Raw genomic sequence first — 18,632 nt, 5'->3', positions numbered from 1 at the left:
AACTGTGTTTGGCGCTTGTGGAAGGAGAAATGCTGTGGTGTTTCTCCTTCCCTATTTTTTAGGCTTTTTGTATTTTATTTCCACGTTTGCGACACCGGTATTAAGCATGCCCAGTTTAGACGCTGCTTTTTTAGAAAGATCGATGATTCTGCCGGGAGCAAACGGGCCTCTGTCATTGATGCGCACTTTCACCGAGCGGCCGTTGGCCATATTGACAACTTTTACGCGGGTACCAAAAGGAAGCGATTTATGGGCTGCCGTCAGGTGTCGCTGCCGGAATGTTTCTCCGCTGGCAGTGCGTTTCCCATCGAAGGAATCGGCGTAATAGGAAGCCTTCCCATTTTGGGTAACCTTACGGCTACACGCAGTTATACTGATCATCAGTATTGCACAGGCGAGTAACAGGTGTGGATGTAACGATAATCTCATAAACAGGCCGCAGTTTAGTCGTATAAATATAATGATATTTTCTGATGGGTGTACGGGTCCGTTTATTGAAGCAATGGAGGCTTAAACAAAGTACCAGCGCTGTTGTTTTTAAAAAACACATCCTGAAAAAACAAAAACATATTTATGGGAAAATCAGTTGCCGACCAATTAGTGGAGATGCTGGCGGATGCCGGTATCAAGCGTATTTATGCCGTTACGGGAGATAGTTTAAATCATATTAACGATGCAGTGCGCAGAGATGGCCGTATCCAGTGGGTACATGTGCGTCATGAAGAAGTAGGCGCCTATGCGGCCGGCGCGGAAGCACAGCTCAACGGACTGGCCTGTTGCGCCGGAAGCAGTGGGCCGGGACATGTACACCTGATTAACGGCTTGTACGATGCGCATCGTTCGGGCGCTCCGGTGATAGCCATTGCTTCCACCTGCGCGACCAATGAATTTGGCAGTGATTATTTCCAGGAAACGAATACGATTAAGTTATTTTCGGATTGCAGTCACTATAACCAGGTCGCTAATACGCCCGCACAGGCCCCGCGCATGCTACAGGCGGCCCTGCAACATGCTGTGCATAAAAAAGGCGTGGCTGTACTGGGACTGCCGGGAGATGTGGCATCAGCTGATGCGGAAAATATCAGTACAGCGTTAAAAGTATACCGGCCGGCAGCGGTGCTTCGGCCGGCGGAAGAAGAACTGCAACAGCTGGCGTCATTGCTGCAGTCGGCCGAAAAAGTGGCCATTTACTGTGGGTTGGGCGCTACTGCCGCCCATGATGAAGTAGTGACCCTGGCCTCGCTGCTGAAAGCACCGGTGGGGTATTCTTTCCGGGCGAAAATGGGCATAGAATACGACAACCCTCACGAAGTAGGGATGACCGGGCTGTTGGGACTGGCATCTGCTTATAAAAGTATGCATGAGGCGGATGTTGTACTGCTGTTAGGAACAGATTTTCCGTATACGCCGTTTATGCCGGAAAACGCGAAGATCGTGCAGATAGATAATCAGCCGGAAAGGCTGGGCAGGCGTGCATCCCTGGAAATGGGCCTCTGTGGGGATATCGCTCCTACCCTGCAGGCGCTGTTGCCGATGATACTCGACAAAAAAGACCGCAAATTCCTGGACACTATGGTGGAATTTCATGAAGAGGTAAAACGGAAACTGAACACCTATGTGGAAGACCGTGGCAAAGAAGAAGCCATCAGTCCGGAGTATGTGGCCACGGTGATCAGCCGGCTGGCAGCAAAGGATGCTATTTTCACCGTAGATACCGGAATGACCAATGTCTGGACGGCGCGGTACATTGAAGCAACAGGAAAACGTACCTTGTTAGGGTCGTTCAACCACGGCTCTATGGCTAATGCCATGCCGCAGGCCATTGGTGCTGCTTTGTGCCAGCCGGGACGTGAAGTGTACGCCCTTTGTGGCGATGGAGGGCTTACCATGTTATTAGGCGATCTGATGACCATCCGACAATATAATTTACCTGTAAAAGTGATCGTTTTTAACAACCGGGCGTTAGGTATGGTAAAGCTGGAAATGGAAGTTGCCGGTTTGCCGGACTGGCAAACAGATATGGTTAATCCCGACTTTGCCGGAGTAGCCACAGCGATGGGCTTTACTGCTTTTACCATTCGCACGCCCGATGAAGTGGAGCCGGTACTTACCAGGGTAAGGGATGCATCGGGTCCTGTGCTGGTCAATATTTTCACGAATCCTGCGTCTTTGGCCATGCCGCCGAAAATAGAATTTGAGCAGATGAAAGGATATGCTTTGTGGATGGGGAAACTGATACTGGGAGGAAGACTGGACGATGTGCTGGATGCAGTAAAATCAAACTACAAACATATCAAAGACGTGTTATAGGTAACAAAACAAAACGGATTGCACATGTGCAATCCGTTTTGTTTTATCAGAAGGGGTATCCGATGGCGATATTGAGAATCAGGTTTTTCTTTCGCCAGTCGGGATCTCCGAAATTAATTTTGTCGAACACCCATCGTTCTTTAGGCGGAAGATAAGGTATGCGGAACGGTGTTGCCAGATCGAACCGCACCACTACGATAGAGGCGTCTATTCGCAGGCCGATACCGCCGCCTACTGCTATCTGCCGGTAGAAGGAATCCAGTTTGAACTGGCTGCCAGGTTTGTCCGGCACCTGTTTCTGCAGCCAGACATTACCAGCATCGATAAATGCGGCGAAGTTGAACACGCTGGCAATGTGTATACGCACTTCCGAGTTAAGTTCCAGTTTGATATCACCGGCTTCATTGGCCAACAAGGCGGCTGTGTCCTGTGCTTTATTGTAGTATGATCCCGGACCGAGGGTACGAGCCCTGAATGCGCGGATGCTGCTGCTACCACCGGTAAAAAACTGTTTGACGAAGGGCAGCGTCTGAGAGTTGCCATATGGCAAACCATAGCCGATAAAGAGCCGGTTCACCCACTGTTTCCCTCTGCCTATCTGCCAGTAGTGGCGGCCTTCCAGGGTAAAACGTTCGTATTGGGCGAATGGATTTTTCAGAATGTTTTTGGTTCCGGAATCACTCTTTGGAACAATCAGGCCTGCTATGTTCCCGGACACGTCAACGTTGCCGCTGAGGTAGAAGCTATGGATGCGGTTGGCCGTCTGGTTATTGAATGTGATGGTATAGTTGCCTCCCAGAATAAATTGTTTTTCGATAGAAGCCCGCTGACTGGGATCATTTTTGAGGATGCTGTCATATGCCGCCGTGGTTTTGGTCGGCAATACGTACGTGACCGCTATCGGTGCGAAAGCGTGGTTCAGGTAAGCCGTCTTCTGCCAGAGGTATTGTAACTGTAGCGTATATGCGTTTAGGTTATACAGGCTTGACCGGCTGTACAGCTCGTAGCTGGCGCTCATACGGGTGCGTGGCACATATGGTGTACGGATATTGAGGCGGAAAGGCGTGAGGAAGCGGGGGAATGTTACCGCTACTTCAGCGCCGGCGCTGTAGGAGTTGCCGCCGCCGGCGGAATTATTGCCGGTCTGCCATTCCATACCGCCATGAAGGCCTATTTCCAGTGCTGTCGCGGAATGCAGCCAGTTACGGTTTTTGGCGGTGATACGGGCTTCCGAGCCGATAAACCCGTTGGACTTGGAGGTGCCCCGTAATTCTGTCTGCAGCGAGCGCCGTTTGTAAGGTGTCAGGTAAAATTTGGCATCGAGCCATCCGCTGTCGAGGGACACTTTGTTATTCACCATGGCGCGGTAGGTATTTGCCAGCGCGGTATCGCGACGATAGGCGCTGTCAGCAACGGCGGTACGCTGTACAAAACGCGGGGCAGCGGTATCCCTTACCGGTGCAGGCGCATTGGGACTGCCACCGGTGATATTGTGCCGGGAGGTATCTCTCACCGGCCGGAAAGTACCTTTCACGAATTTGAATACGCCCAGGTTGATCAGGCGTTGCAGCGTGATATTGTGGGAGCTTAAGCGGTAAAGGCTGTCAGGTCGCAGAAACACGGACCGTTCAAATACGATGGGCTTAAAACGTTTGGAAGAATCGACGATGTACATGCCCCTGTAGTATACCGGTACGCCCTGGGTGGACTGGGCCTCGTTATCCAGCGAATAGTCCGGGAAGAGGCTGATATCGTGCATCCGGTAAGGGCGAAGCGCCACCAGCGGCGTATTGTCTTTTATCTTCACGAAAAGGTCCACAGTGCCATTGTTGGTGGTATCTGCCTGCACCAGCAGATAATCCGGCGTAAAGTAGTAATATCCCTGCTCTTTTAATGCGGCGTGTATACGTTCCCGTTCGGCCCTGATAGAATCGAGGGAATAAGGTTTGCCTACTATCAGTGAGCTTTCATCATAAGTTTGGGTGACAGTTTTTCCTATCGCGCTGCTGTCTGTCAGGTAGGTTACGCTTTTGATGGTATAGCGGTGATTGGGAACGGCTTCGTAACGGATAGAGGCTTTCTTTTTACCGGAGTTTTTTACGGCAGAAGATACTTCTGCCTGGAAGTAGCCGTTATCCACCAGGTAGCCTTCCAGCACTTTGCCGGTATAGTCGGGTTTGGCCTGGCTTAGTAATACCGGCGGTTCTCCCCATTTTTTCCGGAGCAGGTAATTGAGGCCTTTGCCTTTGGGCTCGTGGCCCATATTGTACAGCCACAGCTTGATGGGCATACCGAGGAATTTCCGGTTGGTATTAGGCCGGATTCTTTTTTTCAGTCCTTCGCTGAGTGAGCCATAATCTTTGGGTTGTTTACCTTTCCATGCCACAGTGCTGCCGGTATAGAGGCGGTCGCCTTCCGGTACGGTGCGGGTAGTGCTGCAGGAGCTGATAGCCAGGAAGCCCAGGCATAATATGATACAACAGATGATATAGCTATTTCCCTTCTGCATTACTTGTTTTTGTTTGATTCATTTTGCGTAGCCTGCTTTTGGGCTTTTTTATCGCGCAGTCGTTGTGCTCTGGATTCTCTTTTGGACCGCTGCAGTATCTCTCTGAATTCATCATAGTCCATTACCAGCATAAAGGCTACGCCTGTTTCCGTGTATTGGCCCTGGATAACGGTCTGGTTATCGTTACGCTGGTATACCCTGAGACGATACCTGCCATCACGGCTTAATTTGTATTCGATGGAGATGTCCCCAACGAGTGAGCTGGCGTTTTGTGTGTTGCCGGTGAGCATGATATTGGAGCCAACGGAAACGGTTAAACGATCATTAAACAGTTTTTTGGAAGCGCCAATATTGAGATTGGTGGTTTCCTGTGCTGATCCGGAGGAATAATCTTCCTTGCTTTGCAGGTCGAAGTTGAGGTCTACTCCTTTAATCAGGTTTCCCGCCAGATTGTTCAGCTGTTGGGAAAGTATCTTGCTCACGCTGTTACGGGCAGCCTGTCCTACGGCGTTGCCGCCGGCGTCCAGTGTGGACATGGGATCGTCGGGGATAAAGGTATTCAGTACCAGGAGGCCCATCACCTGCTTGTTCAGCTCAGAAGGCACCTGGTTGATTTGTTTAATGCGGTTATAAGGCATACCGTTGAAGGTATTTCTTTCCCTTTCGGGCATGTCCAGCAGGAAGCTGATGTCCGGTTTCTTCAGGTTGCCTTTGATTTTAAGGTACACTTCAAACGGGATACGTTGTCTGTAGGTATTCCGCTGTTCAGCGCTCATGCCGCCCAGCTGGTCCTGAAGAAGGTCGATGGCGGGAGCGTTAACGGTATATTTGGCCGTGATATCGAGGTCGGCGGCCATAGCATCACCATTGAAGGAGATGAAGCTGCCTTTCTGAATATCAAAAGAGCGTTTGATCAGTTGATTGAGCGACATTTCATATTTACCTTCCGATATTTCATAGCGGCCGGTGATGCTCATTTTGCTGCTGGGGTCCAGCGTAGCGTTCAGGTTGGCGGTGCCTTTGGCCTGTACGTAGTCGCCGTTGTCTTTATCGATAACAATTTTTAATACTGATTCCGGTGTGATTTCGACGTTGCCGGAGAAGAAGATGCCTTTGAGCCGCGGGTTGCTGTATTTGAGGCTGTCGCGTTTCGCCAGCAAGGCGCTGTCGATAGGATGATCGCGGTCGATGAATTCCACTACGCCTTCCCTGTCGGCGATGCCGGGTTCATCTTGTGGCAATACAACCGTAACGCTGGATTTGTCCCGGAGCTTCACGTTGGCGTCTACACGGGGAAGATCGAGTGAACCGCGAACGGTGACTTTACTATCTATAAAGGCGGGGCCATAGATCCACTGGTCCTGGTTTTGTTGTTTGCCAAGCGCCATAAAGTTATCGGCGTTGATGGTCAGATTGAAGCCGTATTTGATAAAGTCTGAGGTATTGATACGGCCGTTCACCACCATCTCATTGTTAAGGCTGTCGGCCACTACAAGGTTATTAATCAGGATGCCTTTGTCATCGATCACGATATCTTCATCAGGCAGGTGGAGGTTGCTGCCGATGAAACTGACCACGCCGCCGGCATTATTAAAGTGCATATTGCCTTTTACGGCCGGCTGGCTGGGCGTGCCGGAGATATCGAATTTACCGGTGGCGTTGCCGTACATATGTGTGACACTGCCCATGGTAAATGGTTCGAGAGAAGACATTTCCAGGTTGGCGAGGTCTATGTGTGCGTTAATGGTGCTGTCATAGGTACCGGCAATAGTAACATCATTATTATCGCCTTTCAGGGTGGCGTCCAGCTTATAGGCGCCGGGTGCCGTGTTGTCTACGGTAGCATTGAGCGTACCAAGCGGAGAGGTTTTTACAGAGAGGCTGTCCACCTTCAGTTTGGCATGTACCAGAGGCTGTGTCTTCCAGTTGTGCACTGTGGCGTCTGCGTTCAGCAGGCCGTTGGCGAGCAGGGTATCTGTGGCCAGCATGCCGGTGATGGTGGCCAGCTGGAAGTTGCTGACTTTTGCCTGAAGGGCCGGCACGCCGGAAGTATCTGCCAGGGTATTGACCTGTATGGACTGGTCGCCATGCGACAGTTTGATATTTGCAGTATCGGGAGCACCGTTTTTAATGCGGAAAATATTGTTTTCCGCTACGGTCCACGCTTGTTTATTCAGCAGCAGGTCCGGTTTGAGTACCAGCTGCATCACATTGTCCGGCAGGAAAGTAAAGATACCGCCAAGCCGGTATTTGGGTTTTCTTTTCGGATCGTCCATCAACAGTCCAAAGTCCACCACGCCGGTATTGGCCTGTGCTGATAATACCGTATGGAAAAGTGGGAACGTAGGGTGTTTCATGTCTGCGATAGACACATATGCCTGCAGGGTGGTATCTACGATACGGGCATATAAGCGCAGGCTGTCTACCTGTATCGAGTCATAGTTGACTTTAGGCTGGTTGGCTTTTACGAACAGCAGGCTGCTGTCGCTGTTGAGACGGCCGGCGATGTCAACCGGCATTTCCATGCGAATGCCGGGAACCAGCGGCTCCAGGTTATGAGGCACCTGCAGGGCGGCGGCAAATTCAAGATATTGTCCGGGAGGGACCACTACAATACGCCCGGAGTCGGCGGGCATCAGCGGTTTCATGATGATCTGGCTGAAGGCGTTGCCGATTTTTGTGTAATCCATACGCCCCTGTGCTGTAACCGGGCCAAACGGGCTTTTCAGCACCAGATATTGCTGGTCTGTATAGTGAGCGGTAAGTGCCAGAGTATCCAGGGGGATGACCTGGTCCTGCATCTGCACCTGCCAGCCGGTGAGCAATGCGGTGCCTTCCAGCCGCTGTGGTTCAAGGCTGCTGAAGTCAGCATCTACATTGCCTTTGAGGGTCATTGGTTCGTTGTGCCAGTGTGTGGCGAACAGGTCGGCCCGTGCAATTTCAATATTGGCTTTCAGGGTTTGCAGCGCGGTATCGCTGAGCGTGCCGTTAATGGCAAAGCGGGTATTCAGGCTGGTATCGGCACTTTCGCCGTTGGCTTCAAATACACCTTTGCGGATGTTGGCGTTCACGTTTACATCGTGGTACGTATAATGGTTATAGGTGGCTTCGTTCAGGGTAACTGCCGCCTGGGCTGCCATTTGTTTCAGCGTATATCCCTGACCGGTAGCTGTGAGATGGCCGCTCATCCATCCGTAGGTGGTGTCGTAGAGCATGATGCCCGGATGTACCCGGAAGTATGGGACATTCACGTCGTAGGCGCTGCGGACGCTGTCGGTGATATTGATCAGCTTTGCGTTGACAGTGGCGTTGGCATAGTCGCTTTTCAGTTGCAGCTGTGCCAGTATATTTTTCATACCGCCTTTAAACAGGCCGGTGATCAGCATATTTTCCGGCAGTCTGGGTGTATCGGGCAGCGTGCCGGCAGGCAGCCATGAGCGCAGCGCCTTGTTGCCGGTCTGGATATAGAGCTCTGGCAGATTGGCGTTGAACCGGTCTGCGTCGGTCGCATGTTCTACCTGGCCATTGGCGGTTTTGATCAGGTTGCCCTGGTGGTCATTTACATACAGCTGCTTGATATTCAACAGGCCAAGGTTGCCTTTTAATATAGCCGATAACGTTAGTTCCTTGTTCCACAGCGGGGCAAAAGATTTGTTTTTGCGTGCATCCGGTACAAAGGGCAGCCATTCTGCAAGGGCTACCTGCACAGAATCCAGGTTGGCATCAATACCCATCTGGTCCATGTGGTCTGCAATACCAGACCAGGAAGGAACGGTAATGGCTATATGTTTCCGGAAAACGCTCTTGCCGGTTTGCACAAAAAAGTTCCGCAGCTCCAGGCTTTTAGGCGTGAAGGTCACGTCCATGTTCGCTTTCCGGAGAGTGAACCCTGACCAGTCGCGGGCGGCAAGGCTTTTTAAACTGGCTTGTATGCTGTCCGGCGTATAACGGATATTGCTGATAGCGGAATTGATATTGGAAAGGAACAGGTGGTTGTAGTTGGGATCAGGGCCGGCAGCTTTGGGGGCCGGACCGCCGTTATCGTACCGCATGGCCAGTTTATCGAGATTGACCTGCGTGGCAAACACCTGCCAGGTATTGGGCGCCGTGTCCGGTGCTGCCGGCGTGGTATCTTTTCCGGGTACCATGGCCAATATGCCGGTGGTACGGTGAATGGAAAGATCGCCTACCTGTATGCGGGTGGAATCCTGGTCCAGGTTACTGTTGCGCAGCGTGAGGTCCCCGATTTTCCAGCCGGTGGTAATGCCGATGCCATCGCTGCTGTAGGTGAAATTACTTTCTTTAATGCGAAGCTGTTTAAGGAGCAGGTGAAGTCCTACGGCGTTGGTGTCCGGCGTTGGTGTCGGCGGAGCGGTGCCTTTGTTCGGCGACGGAATATATTGTTGATGGAAAAAGCCTTTCAGGCCGGCCAGTTCCACCCCTCTGAATGCATAAATGCCATCATCGGGAATCAGCTCGTCCGGATCGGCATGAAGGGTGTCCCAGGTAGCTACAGCATGCATGCCACCGGTCTGGTCATCGAAACTGACCTTAACATGCCGGAGGGAAACATCTTTGATACGGAACTGGATAGTAGTGCCGGTAGCAGGTGCAATTGTGTCGGGTTTCTTACCGGGAGAAACAAAAGCATCTACCGCAAACTGAAAGTTGAAGGCGCTGTCTCCTTTATGCCGGTAAACATTTACCAGCAGGGTATCCCATTCCAGTTTATCGATCTGTAGTTCATTGTTAATAAAGGCCAGCAGGTTATAACGCACTTTCAGGGAACCGGAGTACAGCAGCGCCTGATGGGAGGTATCGGCCACAAATACATTTCTCAGTTCGAGGTATTTCCATCCTCTGGCCCTGAGATAACCAATTTGTACTTTGGTCTTGAGTTTTTTCTGCAGATAGCTTTCGCCTTGCAGCCGCAGATAATTCTGTACACCGTCCAGCTGTAATAATAACACCGCCATCACGGGCAAAAGAAGCACCGCAACAATGATCCATAAAAGCCACCGCCACCACGGGCGCCTGTGTTTAATTTCTGTTTCTGCTGGTTCTGTCACTATAATAGGTTGCTAATAGTAATTTACTGAATAAAAACGCATAAGCGTTCCAATGGTTTATTTTCAGGTAAGCCCTGGCTTCCGCCCGCTTGCCCGGCGAAAAGCACAAAATCCATACCCGCAGGCAATGGGGATAAACAGTACTGCAAGGATACATTAAAATACGGGAACGGACATACTGAAAATTGTCCGGAAGGCTGAAAACAGGGATCCCGGGACAGTACTCATACAGAATATTCAGGAGGAAAATGTGCAGCCGGTACGGGTAGTTTATTGCCCGCTTTGAGGTGGTTTGTTGCGTTCATTAAAGCGGGAGATATAATAATCCAGCTTATCTCTTTTGGCTTTGTCGTTCCGGAATTCTTCCAGCAGGGCAGGGTCCTGCGGCAGAATATATTTTTTGAGGTTATAGAGCGATAGCTCCAGAATTTCGCCGCTGACGATGTTAATAACTTTCTTAAGCCTGACAGGCGTGTTCATGGCATTGACGGTCATATCGGCGGGATTGTAGGCGCTGCGGGCAGGCTGTACCCCCTGTAGTTCGTAGGTGCAATAATAGCCGAAGGCCTGTATCCGGTTAAGCCCGTTGTCTTTAATATAGATATTGGTGCCGTCACAAAATCCCCAATAGTTTTTTACTTTCTGTTCCTGCCCTGCCGCATCGCGAAGCACCAGTTCGTTCCTGCTGGCGAGGAGATAGATCTGCGCGGCGGTGCTCCGGCTTTTGATCACCAGATCGCCGGATTCGGAGGGGTTGTTTTCCCGGAATTCCCGGAAAGACCGGTACAGTCCTTTTTTGAGCCTTCCGGCCTGAAGGGCCTGGCCGGGTCCGGGATTGTCCTGTGCCGTGGTCATCAGGCAAAGGCAGATAAATCCCCAGAGGCAGCACCATTGTTTCATAGGGCACAAATGTATCCGGAATCGGGCCCTTGCCGCAGGGAAATAGCTGAATGGTGGAATTGTTTCTGCTGATCTGTAATTTCTGTCTGTAAAGTTATCAGGAGGAGATAAAAATAAAAGGCCGGGTAAAAACCCGGCCCGGCTGAAGGTTACAACAAAATCTAAACCTGCTTATGAGAAAAGCGTTAATAAATAGCTCCTAGCTTTTAGCCGTTAGCTGTTATCATATTTTTATGAACGTTGCCTTCAGCCTGTTTATGATAGTAACAGGCTAAAAGTGTCCGCTATTATTACAGTGCCATTGCCTGCAGTGAATGGTCTTTGCTTTCCAGCTGGGAGCTGCCCATCAGGAATTCATCTACTTTCCTCGCACACTCGCGACCTTCGCTAATGGCCCACACCACCAGTGACTGGCCACGGCGCATATCGCCGGCAGTAAACACTTTAGGAATGGACGTCAGGTAATCTTTTTCTGTGGCTTTCACATTTCCTCTTTCATCTTTTTCCACTTCAAGCTGTTCCAGCATGCCGGTGTGCTGCGGATGAACGAAGCCCATCGCCAGCAGTGCCAGTTCGCAGGGGATATCTCTTTCAGAGCCTGGTACTTCGGTGAATTTCGCGGGCCTGCCGTCGGCGCTCAGTGTCCACTGGATATCCACGATGCGGAGGGCTTTCAGATGCCCGTTATCGTCACCGATGAACGCTTTGGTAGCGATTGCCCATTGACGGTCGGCGCCTTCTTCATGGGAAGAAGATGTTTTCAGCACCATCGGATAAGTAGGCCATGGCATGAAATCGGTACGCTCGCCCGGCGGTTTGGGCAGCAGTTCCAGCTGGGTAACGCTTATCGCGCCGTGGCGGTTGCTGGTGCCCACGCAGTCGGAACCGGTATCGCCCCCTCCTATTACTACCACGTTTTTACCGGTGGCCAGGATATCGTGCCCGTCAACAGGAAGGTTGCTTACTCTTTTATTCTGCTGTTTGAGGAAGTCCATGGCGTAGTGTACCCCTTTCAGTTCGCGGCCGGTGATACCGAGGTCGCGTGGAATGGTGGAACCGCCTGCCAGTACGATGGCATTGTATTCCCTTAACAGGTCATTGGTGCTCACGTTAACGCCTACGTTGGCATTGCACTGGAAGGTAACACCTTCTTCTTCCATCAGTTTTACCCTGCGGTCGATGGTCCACTTTTCCAGTTTGAAGTCCGGAATGCCGTAGCGGAGCAGGCCTCCGGGCTTGTCGTCACGCTCAAATACGGTAACGCTATGGCCGGCGTAGTTCAGTTGGGCCGCTGCGGCCAGTCCGGCAGGACCGGAACCGATCACGGCTACTTTTTTGCCGGTACGTACGCGGGGCACCTTCGCCTGAACGAGGCCTTTGTCGAAAGCAATTTCTATGATATGCCGTTCAATTTCCTCGATAGCTACCGGCGGCTGATTGATACCCAGCACACAAGCGCTTTCGCAGGGAGCCGGACAAATACGGCCGGTGAATTCAGGGAAATTATTGGTGGAAGTCAGGATATCATAAGCATCCTGCCAGTCCTGGCGGTATACGGCATGATTAAATTCAGGTATTACGTTACCGAGCGGGCATCCGCTATGGCAGAAGGGTACGCCACAGCTCATACAGCGGGCGGCCTGCTGGTTCAGTTTCTGTTCGGGGAAGCGTTCTACAAACTCGTTGTAGTGGCCAACCCTTTCCCGGGGATCTGTTTTTCCGGGCAGCTCTCGTGTAAATTCCAGGAATCCTGTAGGTTTACCCATAGTCCTAAGTTATTTTCTCATTTTGTTATCAGGTAGTTTTTTGATTTACCAGATTGTTAAATCAATCTCCTGACAACAAAACCTGTTCAATTTTTAACGGTTTATTTTCTGTCCCTGTGCCACGCCTGCCTTCAATACTGCCTTGTATTCTTTCGGGAATACTTTCACGAAGTGGCGCAGTTGATTTTCCCAGTCTTTCAGGATAAATTTCGCCACGGTGCTGTTCGTGTAGGCGTGATGTTTAGTGATCAGGTCCTGCAGGGTAGCAACATCGTCCTGGTCCAGCGGATCGAGGTCGATCATATCGCGGTTGCAGTGGTTGGCAAAGGAGCCTTTTACGTCGTATACATAGGCGATACCACCACTCATACCTGCGCCGAAGTTGCGGCCGGTTTCACCGAGGATGACAGCGCGGCCACCGGTCATATATTCGCAGCCGTGGTCACCCACGCCTTCTGCCACAACGGTGGCGCCGGAGTTACGTACGCAGAAGCGTTCGCCGGCCTTACCGCGGATATAGGCTTCACCGGAGGTGGCACCATAGAAGCAGACGTTGCCTGCAATGATGTTCTCTTCCGCTTTGAATCCTGCTTCTCCATGAGGATAGAGGATCAGTTTGGAGCCGGAAAGACCTTTACCGAAGTAGTCATTGGCTTCACCTTCTAGTTCAAGGGTAAGCCCTTTGGTGGAGAAGGCGCCGAAGCTTTGACCTGCGGAACCGTTGAATTTGAAGTGGATGGTATCTTCCGGTAGTCCTTCGCTCTTGTAACGTTTGGATATTTCGTTAGAGAGGATAGTGCCGATAGTACGATCGGTATTTTTAACAGGATACTGTTGGTAAACCCTTGTTTTTTTGTCCAGTGCAGGCTGTGCTGCTTTGAGCAGCTGCCAGTCGAGTACTTCAGCGATGCCGTGGTCCTGTTCTTCCTGTTTGTACAGGCCGGTTTCAGGGGCAGCAGGTTCTTTGTACAGGATGGGTGACAGGTCCAGCTTCTGTGTTTTCCAGTGGCTGATGCCTTCGCGCATCTGGAGGTTGTCTACCTGGCCTACCATTTCCTGGATGGTACGGAAGCCAAGGTCGGCCATGATTTCACGGAGTTCTTCCACGAGGAAGGTGAACAGGTTCACTACATGTTGAGGGTCGCCGGTGAAGCGTTTGCGCAGGTCCGGGTCTTGTGTGGCCACACCTACGGGGCAGGTGTTGACATGGCATTTACGCATCATAATACAACCTTCCACGATGAGGGCTGCGGTGGCCACGCCCCATTCTTCCGCACCGAGCAGTGTAGCGATGGCAATGTCGCGGCCTGTTTTCAGCTGGCCGTCGGTTTGCAGTACCACCCTGCTGCGCAGCTTGTTTTTCACCAGTGTCTGGTGGGATTCGGCGAGGCCCAGTTCCCAGGGCAGACCGGCATGTTTGATGGAGCTTATTGGAGAAGCGCCTGTACCACCATCGTGACCGGCAATCAGTACCACATCGGCATGTGCTTTGGCAACACCGGCGGCGATGGTGCCAACACCTGCTTTAGACACCAGTTTTACGCTGATGCGGGCGGCGCGGTTGGCGTTTTTCAGATCATAAATGAGCTGTGCCAGGTCTTCGATGGAATAAATATCGTGGTGTGGCGGTGGAGAGATAAGACCTACACCCGGGGTGGAGTGTCTTACCTTGGCGATCCAGTCGTCCACTTTATGGCCGGGCAGCTGTCCGCCTTCACCGGGCTTAGCGCCCTGGGCCATTTTAATTTGTAATTCGTCGGCATTGGTCAGGTAATAGCTGGTAACGCCGAAACGGGCGCTGGCTACCTGTTTGATGGCAGAACGCATAGAGTCGCCGTTAGGCAGTTGCTCGTAGCGGATTTCATCTTCTCCCCCTTCGCCGGTATTGCTTTTGGCACCGATGCGGTTCATGGCAATAGCGAGGGTGGAATGCGCCTCATGAGAGATGGAACCGAAGCTCATAGCACCTGTAGCAAAGCGTTTGAAGATGCTGGATGCTGGTTCCACCTCATCGATAGAGATGGAAGCACGGGTACGTTTAAACGAAAAGAGGCTACGCAGGGTGCAGGCTTTTTCGCTCTGGTCGTTAACGGCTTTGGAGTATTTCTTGAAGATGCTGTAATCGCCCATACGGGTAGAATACTGCAACAGGTGGATGGTAGTGGGATTGAAAAGATGGAATTCCCCTTTCCGTTTCCACTGGTACACACCGCCTTCGGTAAGACGTTGCACCGGTTTTTCCTTACGGCCATAGCCCATCCAGTGTTTTGCCAGTGTTTCACGGGCAATTTCATCCAGGCCAAGGCCCTGAATGCGGGACACGGCGCCGGCGAAGTATTTGTCCACCACTTGCTGGTTGATGCCCAGTATCTCGAATATCTGAGCGCCCTGATAAGATTGCAGGGTGGAGATGCCCATTTTGGAGAATACCTTAAGCAGACCGTCACAAACGGCTTTGATATAGTTTTTCTTCAGTTTGTCCACGTCCAGGCTGGTGTCCAGTTTGTTGGACAGCTTCAGGTCGCGGATGGTGCTGAGGGCCAGGTATGGGTTTACAGCGGTGGCGCCGAAGCCCAGCAGGCAGGCGAAATGATGTACTTCCCAAACATCGCCGGCTTCCACGATCAGTCCTACAGAGCCGCGTTTGCCTTTGCGGATCAGGTGGTGATGTACGGCAGAAGCGGCCAGCAGTGAAGGGATAGCGGCATGTTCGGAGTCGATGGCGCGGTCAGAGAGGATGATCACTTCAAATCCGTCTTCCACGGCGTCTACAGCGTAGCGGCAAAGGCGGTCGAGTCCTTTCTCAAGGGAGCCTGGTTTACCATCGGCCTTGAAGTAGGTATGCAGTGTTTTAGCCTGAAACAGGCCGGTATCGATGCTGCGTATTTTTTCCAGTTCGTAGTTGTTGAGGATGGGATGGCGCAGTGCCAGGCTGTGGCAGTGCAGCGGATCTTCATCCAGCAGGTTGCCGTTGCCACCGACAAAAGTGGCGAGCGACATCACCAGTCTTTCCCTGATAGGATCGATAGGTGGATTGGTTACCTGTGCAAACAGCTGTTTGAAATAGTTGGCCAGATGCTGCGGCTGGTTGCTGAGCGCTGCCAGCGGCGTATCGGTGCCCATGGAACCAACGGGTTCTTTACCGTCGATGGCCATCGGGGAAATGATATGCTCCAGGTCTTCAGTGCTGTAGCCGAAAGCCCGCTGGTATTTGAAGATCTGGTCATGCTCCAGATGGGTGAAGGTGACCCTTGGCTCAGGCAGTTCTTCCAGACGGATTTTATATTTATTGAGCCACTCGCCATAAGGTTGTTGGGAGCAGATCTGTTGTTTCAGTTCTTCATCACCAATGATGCGGCCCTGGTCCATATCTACGATGAACATTTTTCCGGGCTGCAGGCGTCCTTTTTCTTTTACGTTTTTAGGATCGATGGGCAATACACCGGCTTCGGATGCCATGATCACACGATCGTCTTTGGTAACAACGAAGCGGCTGGGACGTAATCCGTTACGGTCCAGGGTGGCGCCGATAATTTTACCGTCGGTGAAGGAGATGGAAGCGGGACCGTCCCACGGCTCCATGAGGGAAGCGTGGTATTCGTAGAACGCTTTTTTCTCTGCCGCCATGTCTTCGTTGCCGTCCCATGCTTCGGGAATCAGCATCATCATTACATGCGGGAGGGACCGGCCGGTCATGGTCAGCAGCTCGATCACATTGTCGAGGCTGGCAGAATCCGACTGTCCTTCTTCTACGATAGGCAGCAACATGTCCATCTCTTCCGCTGTAAAATACCTGGACATAAAGTCACGCTCACCGGCACGGAGCCAGTTGAGGTTGCCTTTCAGCGTATTGATTTCACCATTATGGGCGATATAGCGGTAAGGGTGCGCCAACCGCCAGCTGGGGAAAGTATTGGTTGCAAAACGGGAGTGGATGAGGGCGAAGGCGGATACCATCTTCTCATCGCTCAGGTCAGTATAATAATGACGCACCTGGTAGGTGGTCAGCTGGCCTTTATAAACGATCGTTTTATAAGAAAGGGAAGCAATGTAAAACAGTGCTTTCTCTTTGGGAATAGTATTACGGACGGTTTTGGACACGTAGTTGCGGAGCACGAACAGTTTGCGCTCAAAAACTTCGGGGTCGCTGATATGATAGGGACAAGCGATAAATACCTGTTCAATTTCCGGTTCTACAGACAGGGCCGATTCACCGATGCCGTCAGGGCGAACCGGTACTTTACGGTATCCCAGGATTTCAAGGCCCAGTTTCTCAGCGCTGCGTTGCAGGATTTCCCGGCACTCTTCGCGCCAGCGGGGCTCTTTCGGGAAAAAGACCATGCCCACGCCATACTTGCCAAACTCCGGTAAGCTGATGCCTATCCGCAGGCATTCATCATACAAAAACTCATGAGGGACCTGAAACAGGATTCCTGCACCATCGCCCGTGTTCTGCTCACAGCCGCAGGCGCCGCGGTGTTCCATGTTTTCCAGCATGGTGAGGGCATCACGGATAATATGGTGGGATTTACGCCCCTTAATATGGGCCGTAAAACCTGTTCCGCAGGCATCATGTTCGAATTCAGGACGGTATAAACCTTGCGTTTGCTTCACTTCATCCATTTGGTTTAGATTTTTTTCTTTGATACACTCCTCCCTTCTGACTTTCGTCGATGGGTGGTGTACGATATAATTCGGGAACGGTTTAAAGATACTAAAGGAATGCTGTATTTTTTATATAAATTTTTGATAGAAGCGAAAAATTTAGAAAAAAATAAAATTATGTCCCTTATTGTTAGAATTTATAGAAAAATGACTGCGATGGGGCCTGGATTCCGGGCGGCAGGTTGCAGGAGGATTGTCAACCAGGGGGACTAAAATGATTAAGCGTGATGATAGCTGCTTTTGATTAATTTCGGGGAATTATCATTAACAGCGACCTATATCTATCATTCATATATAATATAATGTCAACAAAACAAGCGCTGCTGCTTTCGGCAGTGTTAACCGTCTGGGGAATGGCCGCTATGGCACAATATCCCACCGATGAGATAACTCCGGCAAAATCCCAACAGCAGATTGATCTGGGCAAAGGAATTATCACACTGGGAAAAGAAAAACTACTGACGGCCGATAAACTGCCGCAAAAAATCAGTGGCATTGAAGTGGTCAACGCCACCTGGGATACAGCATATCTCGGCTTCATATCACTCGGCTCCCGCTGGATGCACGCCTCCCCTGATAAAGAAATGACAGCCTACCTGTCTGAATTCGTTGAAAATGCATTTTCTCATCTGTATACGGCGGAGGGGACCAAACTACTATGGATAGTGGATGATCTGCGGATCGGGGAACAACCAGGCAGCGTAGGTGAAAAAGCGTTTATCCGCCTGAAGGCCACTGCCTATGGTTCAACAGACGGACAGACTTACAAACGGCTGTATGCCATGGACGAAGCCAAACTAAACAGGGGGATAGGATTGACAAAGAAACATCACCAGTTTATTGCCAGTGCTTTTATGGAACTGCTGCAGAAAGCGCCGGAAAAATCTGATGTGTCGCTTACTAAAACCGATATTATTCAGCGTCACCTGCAAAGAAGACAAATGCCGGCTTTAACAGCGCCGCAAATGAAAGACGGGGTATATCAAAATTTTGAGGAATTCCGGAAAAACGCTCCCGGCCTCACACAGTTTGAAATCAAAAAAGGGGAATACGAATATGAATGGGTTGATATCATCGGCACAACGGCGGATGGCCGGAAAGGACGGGTCAGATCCTGCTGGGCTATTGTGAAAGATGGCAACGTGTTTCGTTATCTGGATGGAAAGCTGGTCCAGCTGGAGCGGTTGAACTATGGGTATGTGCTTTCCCGTTATCTTAAAGACAGCCGTGACCGTAGTCGCTCGGCAGTTGTGGGTGCTGTACTGGGGGGCGTACTGGGCGCCATGATAGCATCCGGCAGCGGGCATATGGTCAGCGCTGATGCATTTCCTGCCCTGAAGGTAAGTCCTGATGCCACCGCTATCGACATGGAAACAGGCGCGTTTATTTTTTAATACACGCGCCTGTCCCCTA

8 protein-coding genes are annotated in these 18,632 nt (G+C 51.2%); 2 read left to right on the top strand and 6 right to left on the bottom strand.

What is annotated here, in order from left to right; genetic code table 11:
• Nucleotides 1–51 precede the first annotated feature (51 nt).
• Complete coding sequence (locus HGH92_RS11540) at nucleotides 52–429, bottom strand: septal ring lytic transglycosylase RlpA family protein (protein WP_168870863.1); 378 nt, start codon at nucleotides 427–429, stop codon at nucleotides 52–54.
• Nucleotides 430–573: 144 nt separating this feature from the next.
• Between HGH92_RS11540 and HGH92_RS11535 the strand changes: the two genes are divergently transcribed.
• Nucleotides 574–2,310, top strand: a complete 1,737-nt coding sequence (locus HGH92_RS11535) for a thiamine pyrophosphate-dependent enzyme (protein ID WP_168870862.1) — start codon at nucleotides 574–576, stop codon at nucleotides 2,308–2,310.
• A 46-nt stretch (nucleotides 2,311–2,356) separates the two neighbouring features.
• Here HGH92_RS11535 and HGH92_RS11530 read toward each other — a convergent pair whose 3' ends face one another.
• The 5 genes from HGH92_RS11530 to gltB all read right to left on the bottom strand — a co-directional run bounded on the left by HGH92_RS11530 (nucleotide 2,357) and on the right by gltB (nucleotide 17,177).
• On the bottom strand, nucleotides 2,357–4,819 hold the full coding sequence (locus HGH92_RS11530) for a BamA/TamA family outer membrane protein (RefSeq protein WP_168870861.1): 2,463 nt from the start codon (nucleotides 4,817–4,819) through the stop codon (nucleotides 2,357–2,359).
• Nucleotides 4,819–9,888 (bottom strand): translocation/assembly module TamB domain-containing protein, encoded by a 5,070-nt coding sequence (locus HGH92_RS34160; RefSeq protein WP_168870860.1) that lies wholly within the window; start codon nucleotides 9,886–9,888, stop codon nucleotides 4,819–4,821. Before HGH92_RS34160 ends, HGH92_RS11530 begins: the two co-directional genes overlap by 1 nt.
• A 270-nt stretch (nucleotides 9,889–10,158) precedes the next feature.
• The gene (locus HGH92_RS11520; protein ID WP_168870859.1) at nucleotides 10,159–10,788 is read right to left on the bottom strand and encodes a hypothetical protein; all 630 of its coding nucleotides are present in this window, start codon (nucleotides 10,786–10,788) and stop codon (nucleotides 10,159–10,161) included.
• 290 nt (nucleotides 10,789–11,078) lie between these two features.
• Nucleotides 11,079–12,554 (bottom strand): glutamate synthase subunit beta, encoded by a 1,476-nt coding sequence (locus HGH92_RS11515; RefSeq protein ID WP_168870858.1) that lies wholly within the window; start codon nucleotides 12,552–12,554, stop codon nucleotides 11,079–11,081.
• A 93-nt stretch (nucleotides 12,555–12,647) separates the two neighbouring features.
• Nucleotides 12,648–17,177, bottom strand: coding sequence for a glutamate synthase large subunit (gene gltB, locus HGH92_RS11510; RefSeq protein WP_168870857.1), 4,530 nt, complete (start codon nucleotides 17,175–17,177; stop codon nucleotides 12,648–12,650).
• 344 nt (nucleotides 17,178–17,521) lie between these two features.
• Between gltB and HGH92_RS11505 the strand changes: the two genes are divergently transcribed.
• Nucleotides 17,522–18,613 (top strand): hypothetical protein, encoded by a 1,092-nt coding sequence (locus tag HGH92_RS11505; RefSeq protein ID WP_168870856.1) that lies wholly within the window; start codon nucleotides 17,522–17,524, stop codon nucleotides 18,611–18,613.
• The last annotated feature ends 19 nt before the right edge of the window (nucleotides 18,614–18,632 follow it).

It is taken from the genome of Chitinophaga varians (genome assembly GCF_012641275.1).
GTDB lineage: Bacteria > Bacteroidota > Bacteroidia > Chitinophagales > Chitinophagaceae > Chitinophaga > Chitinophaga varians_A.
This window is presented reverse-complemented; position numbering and strand designations above follow the sequence as displayed.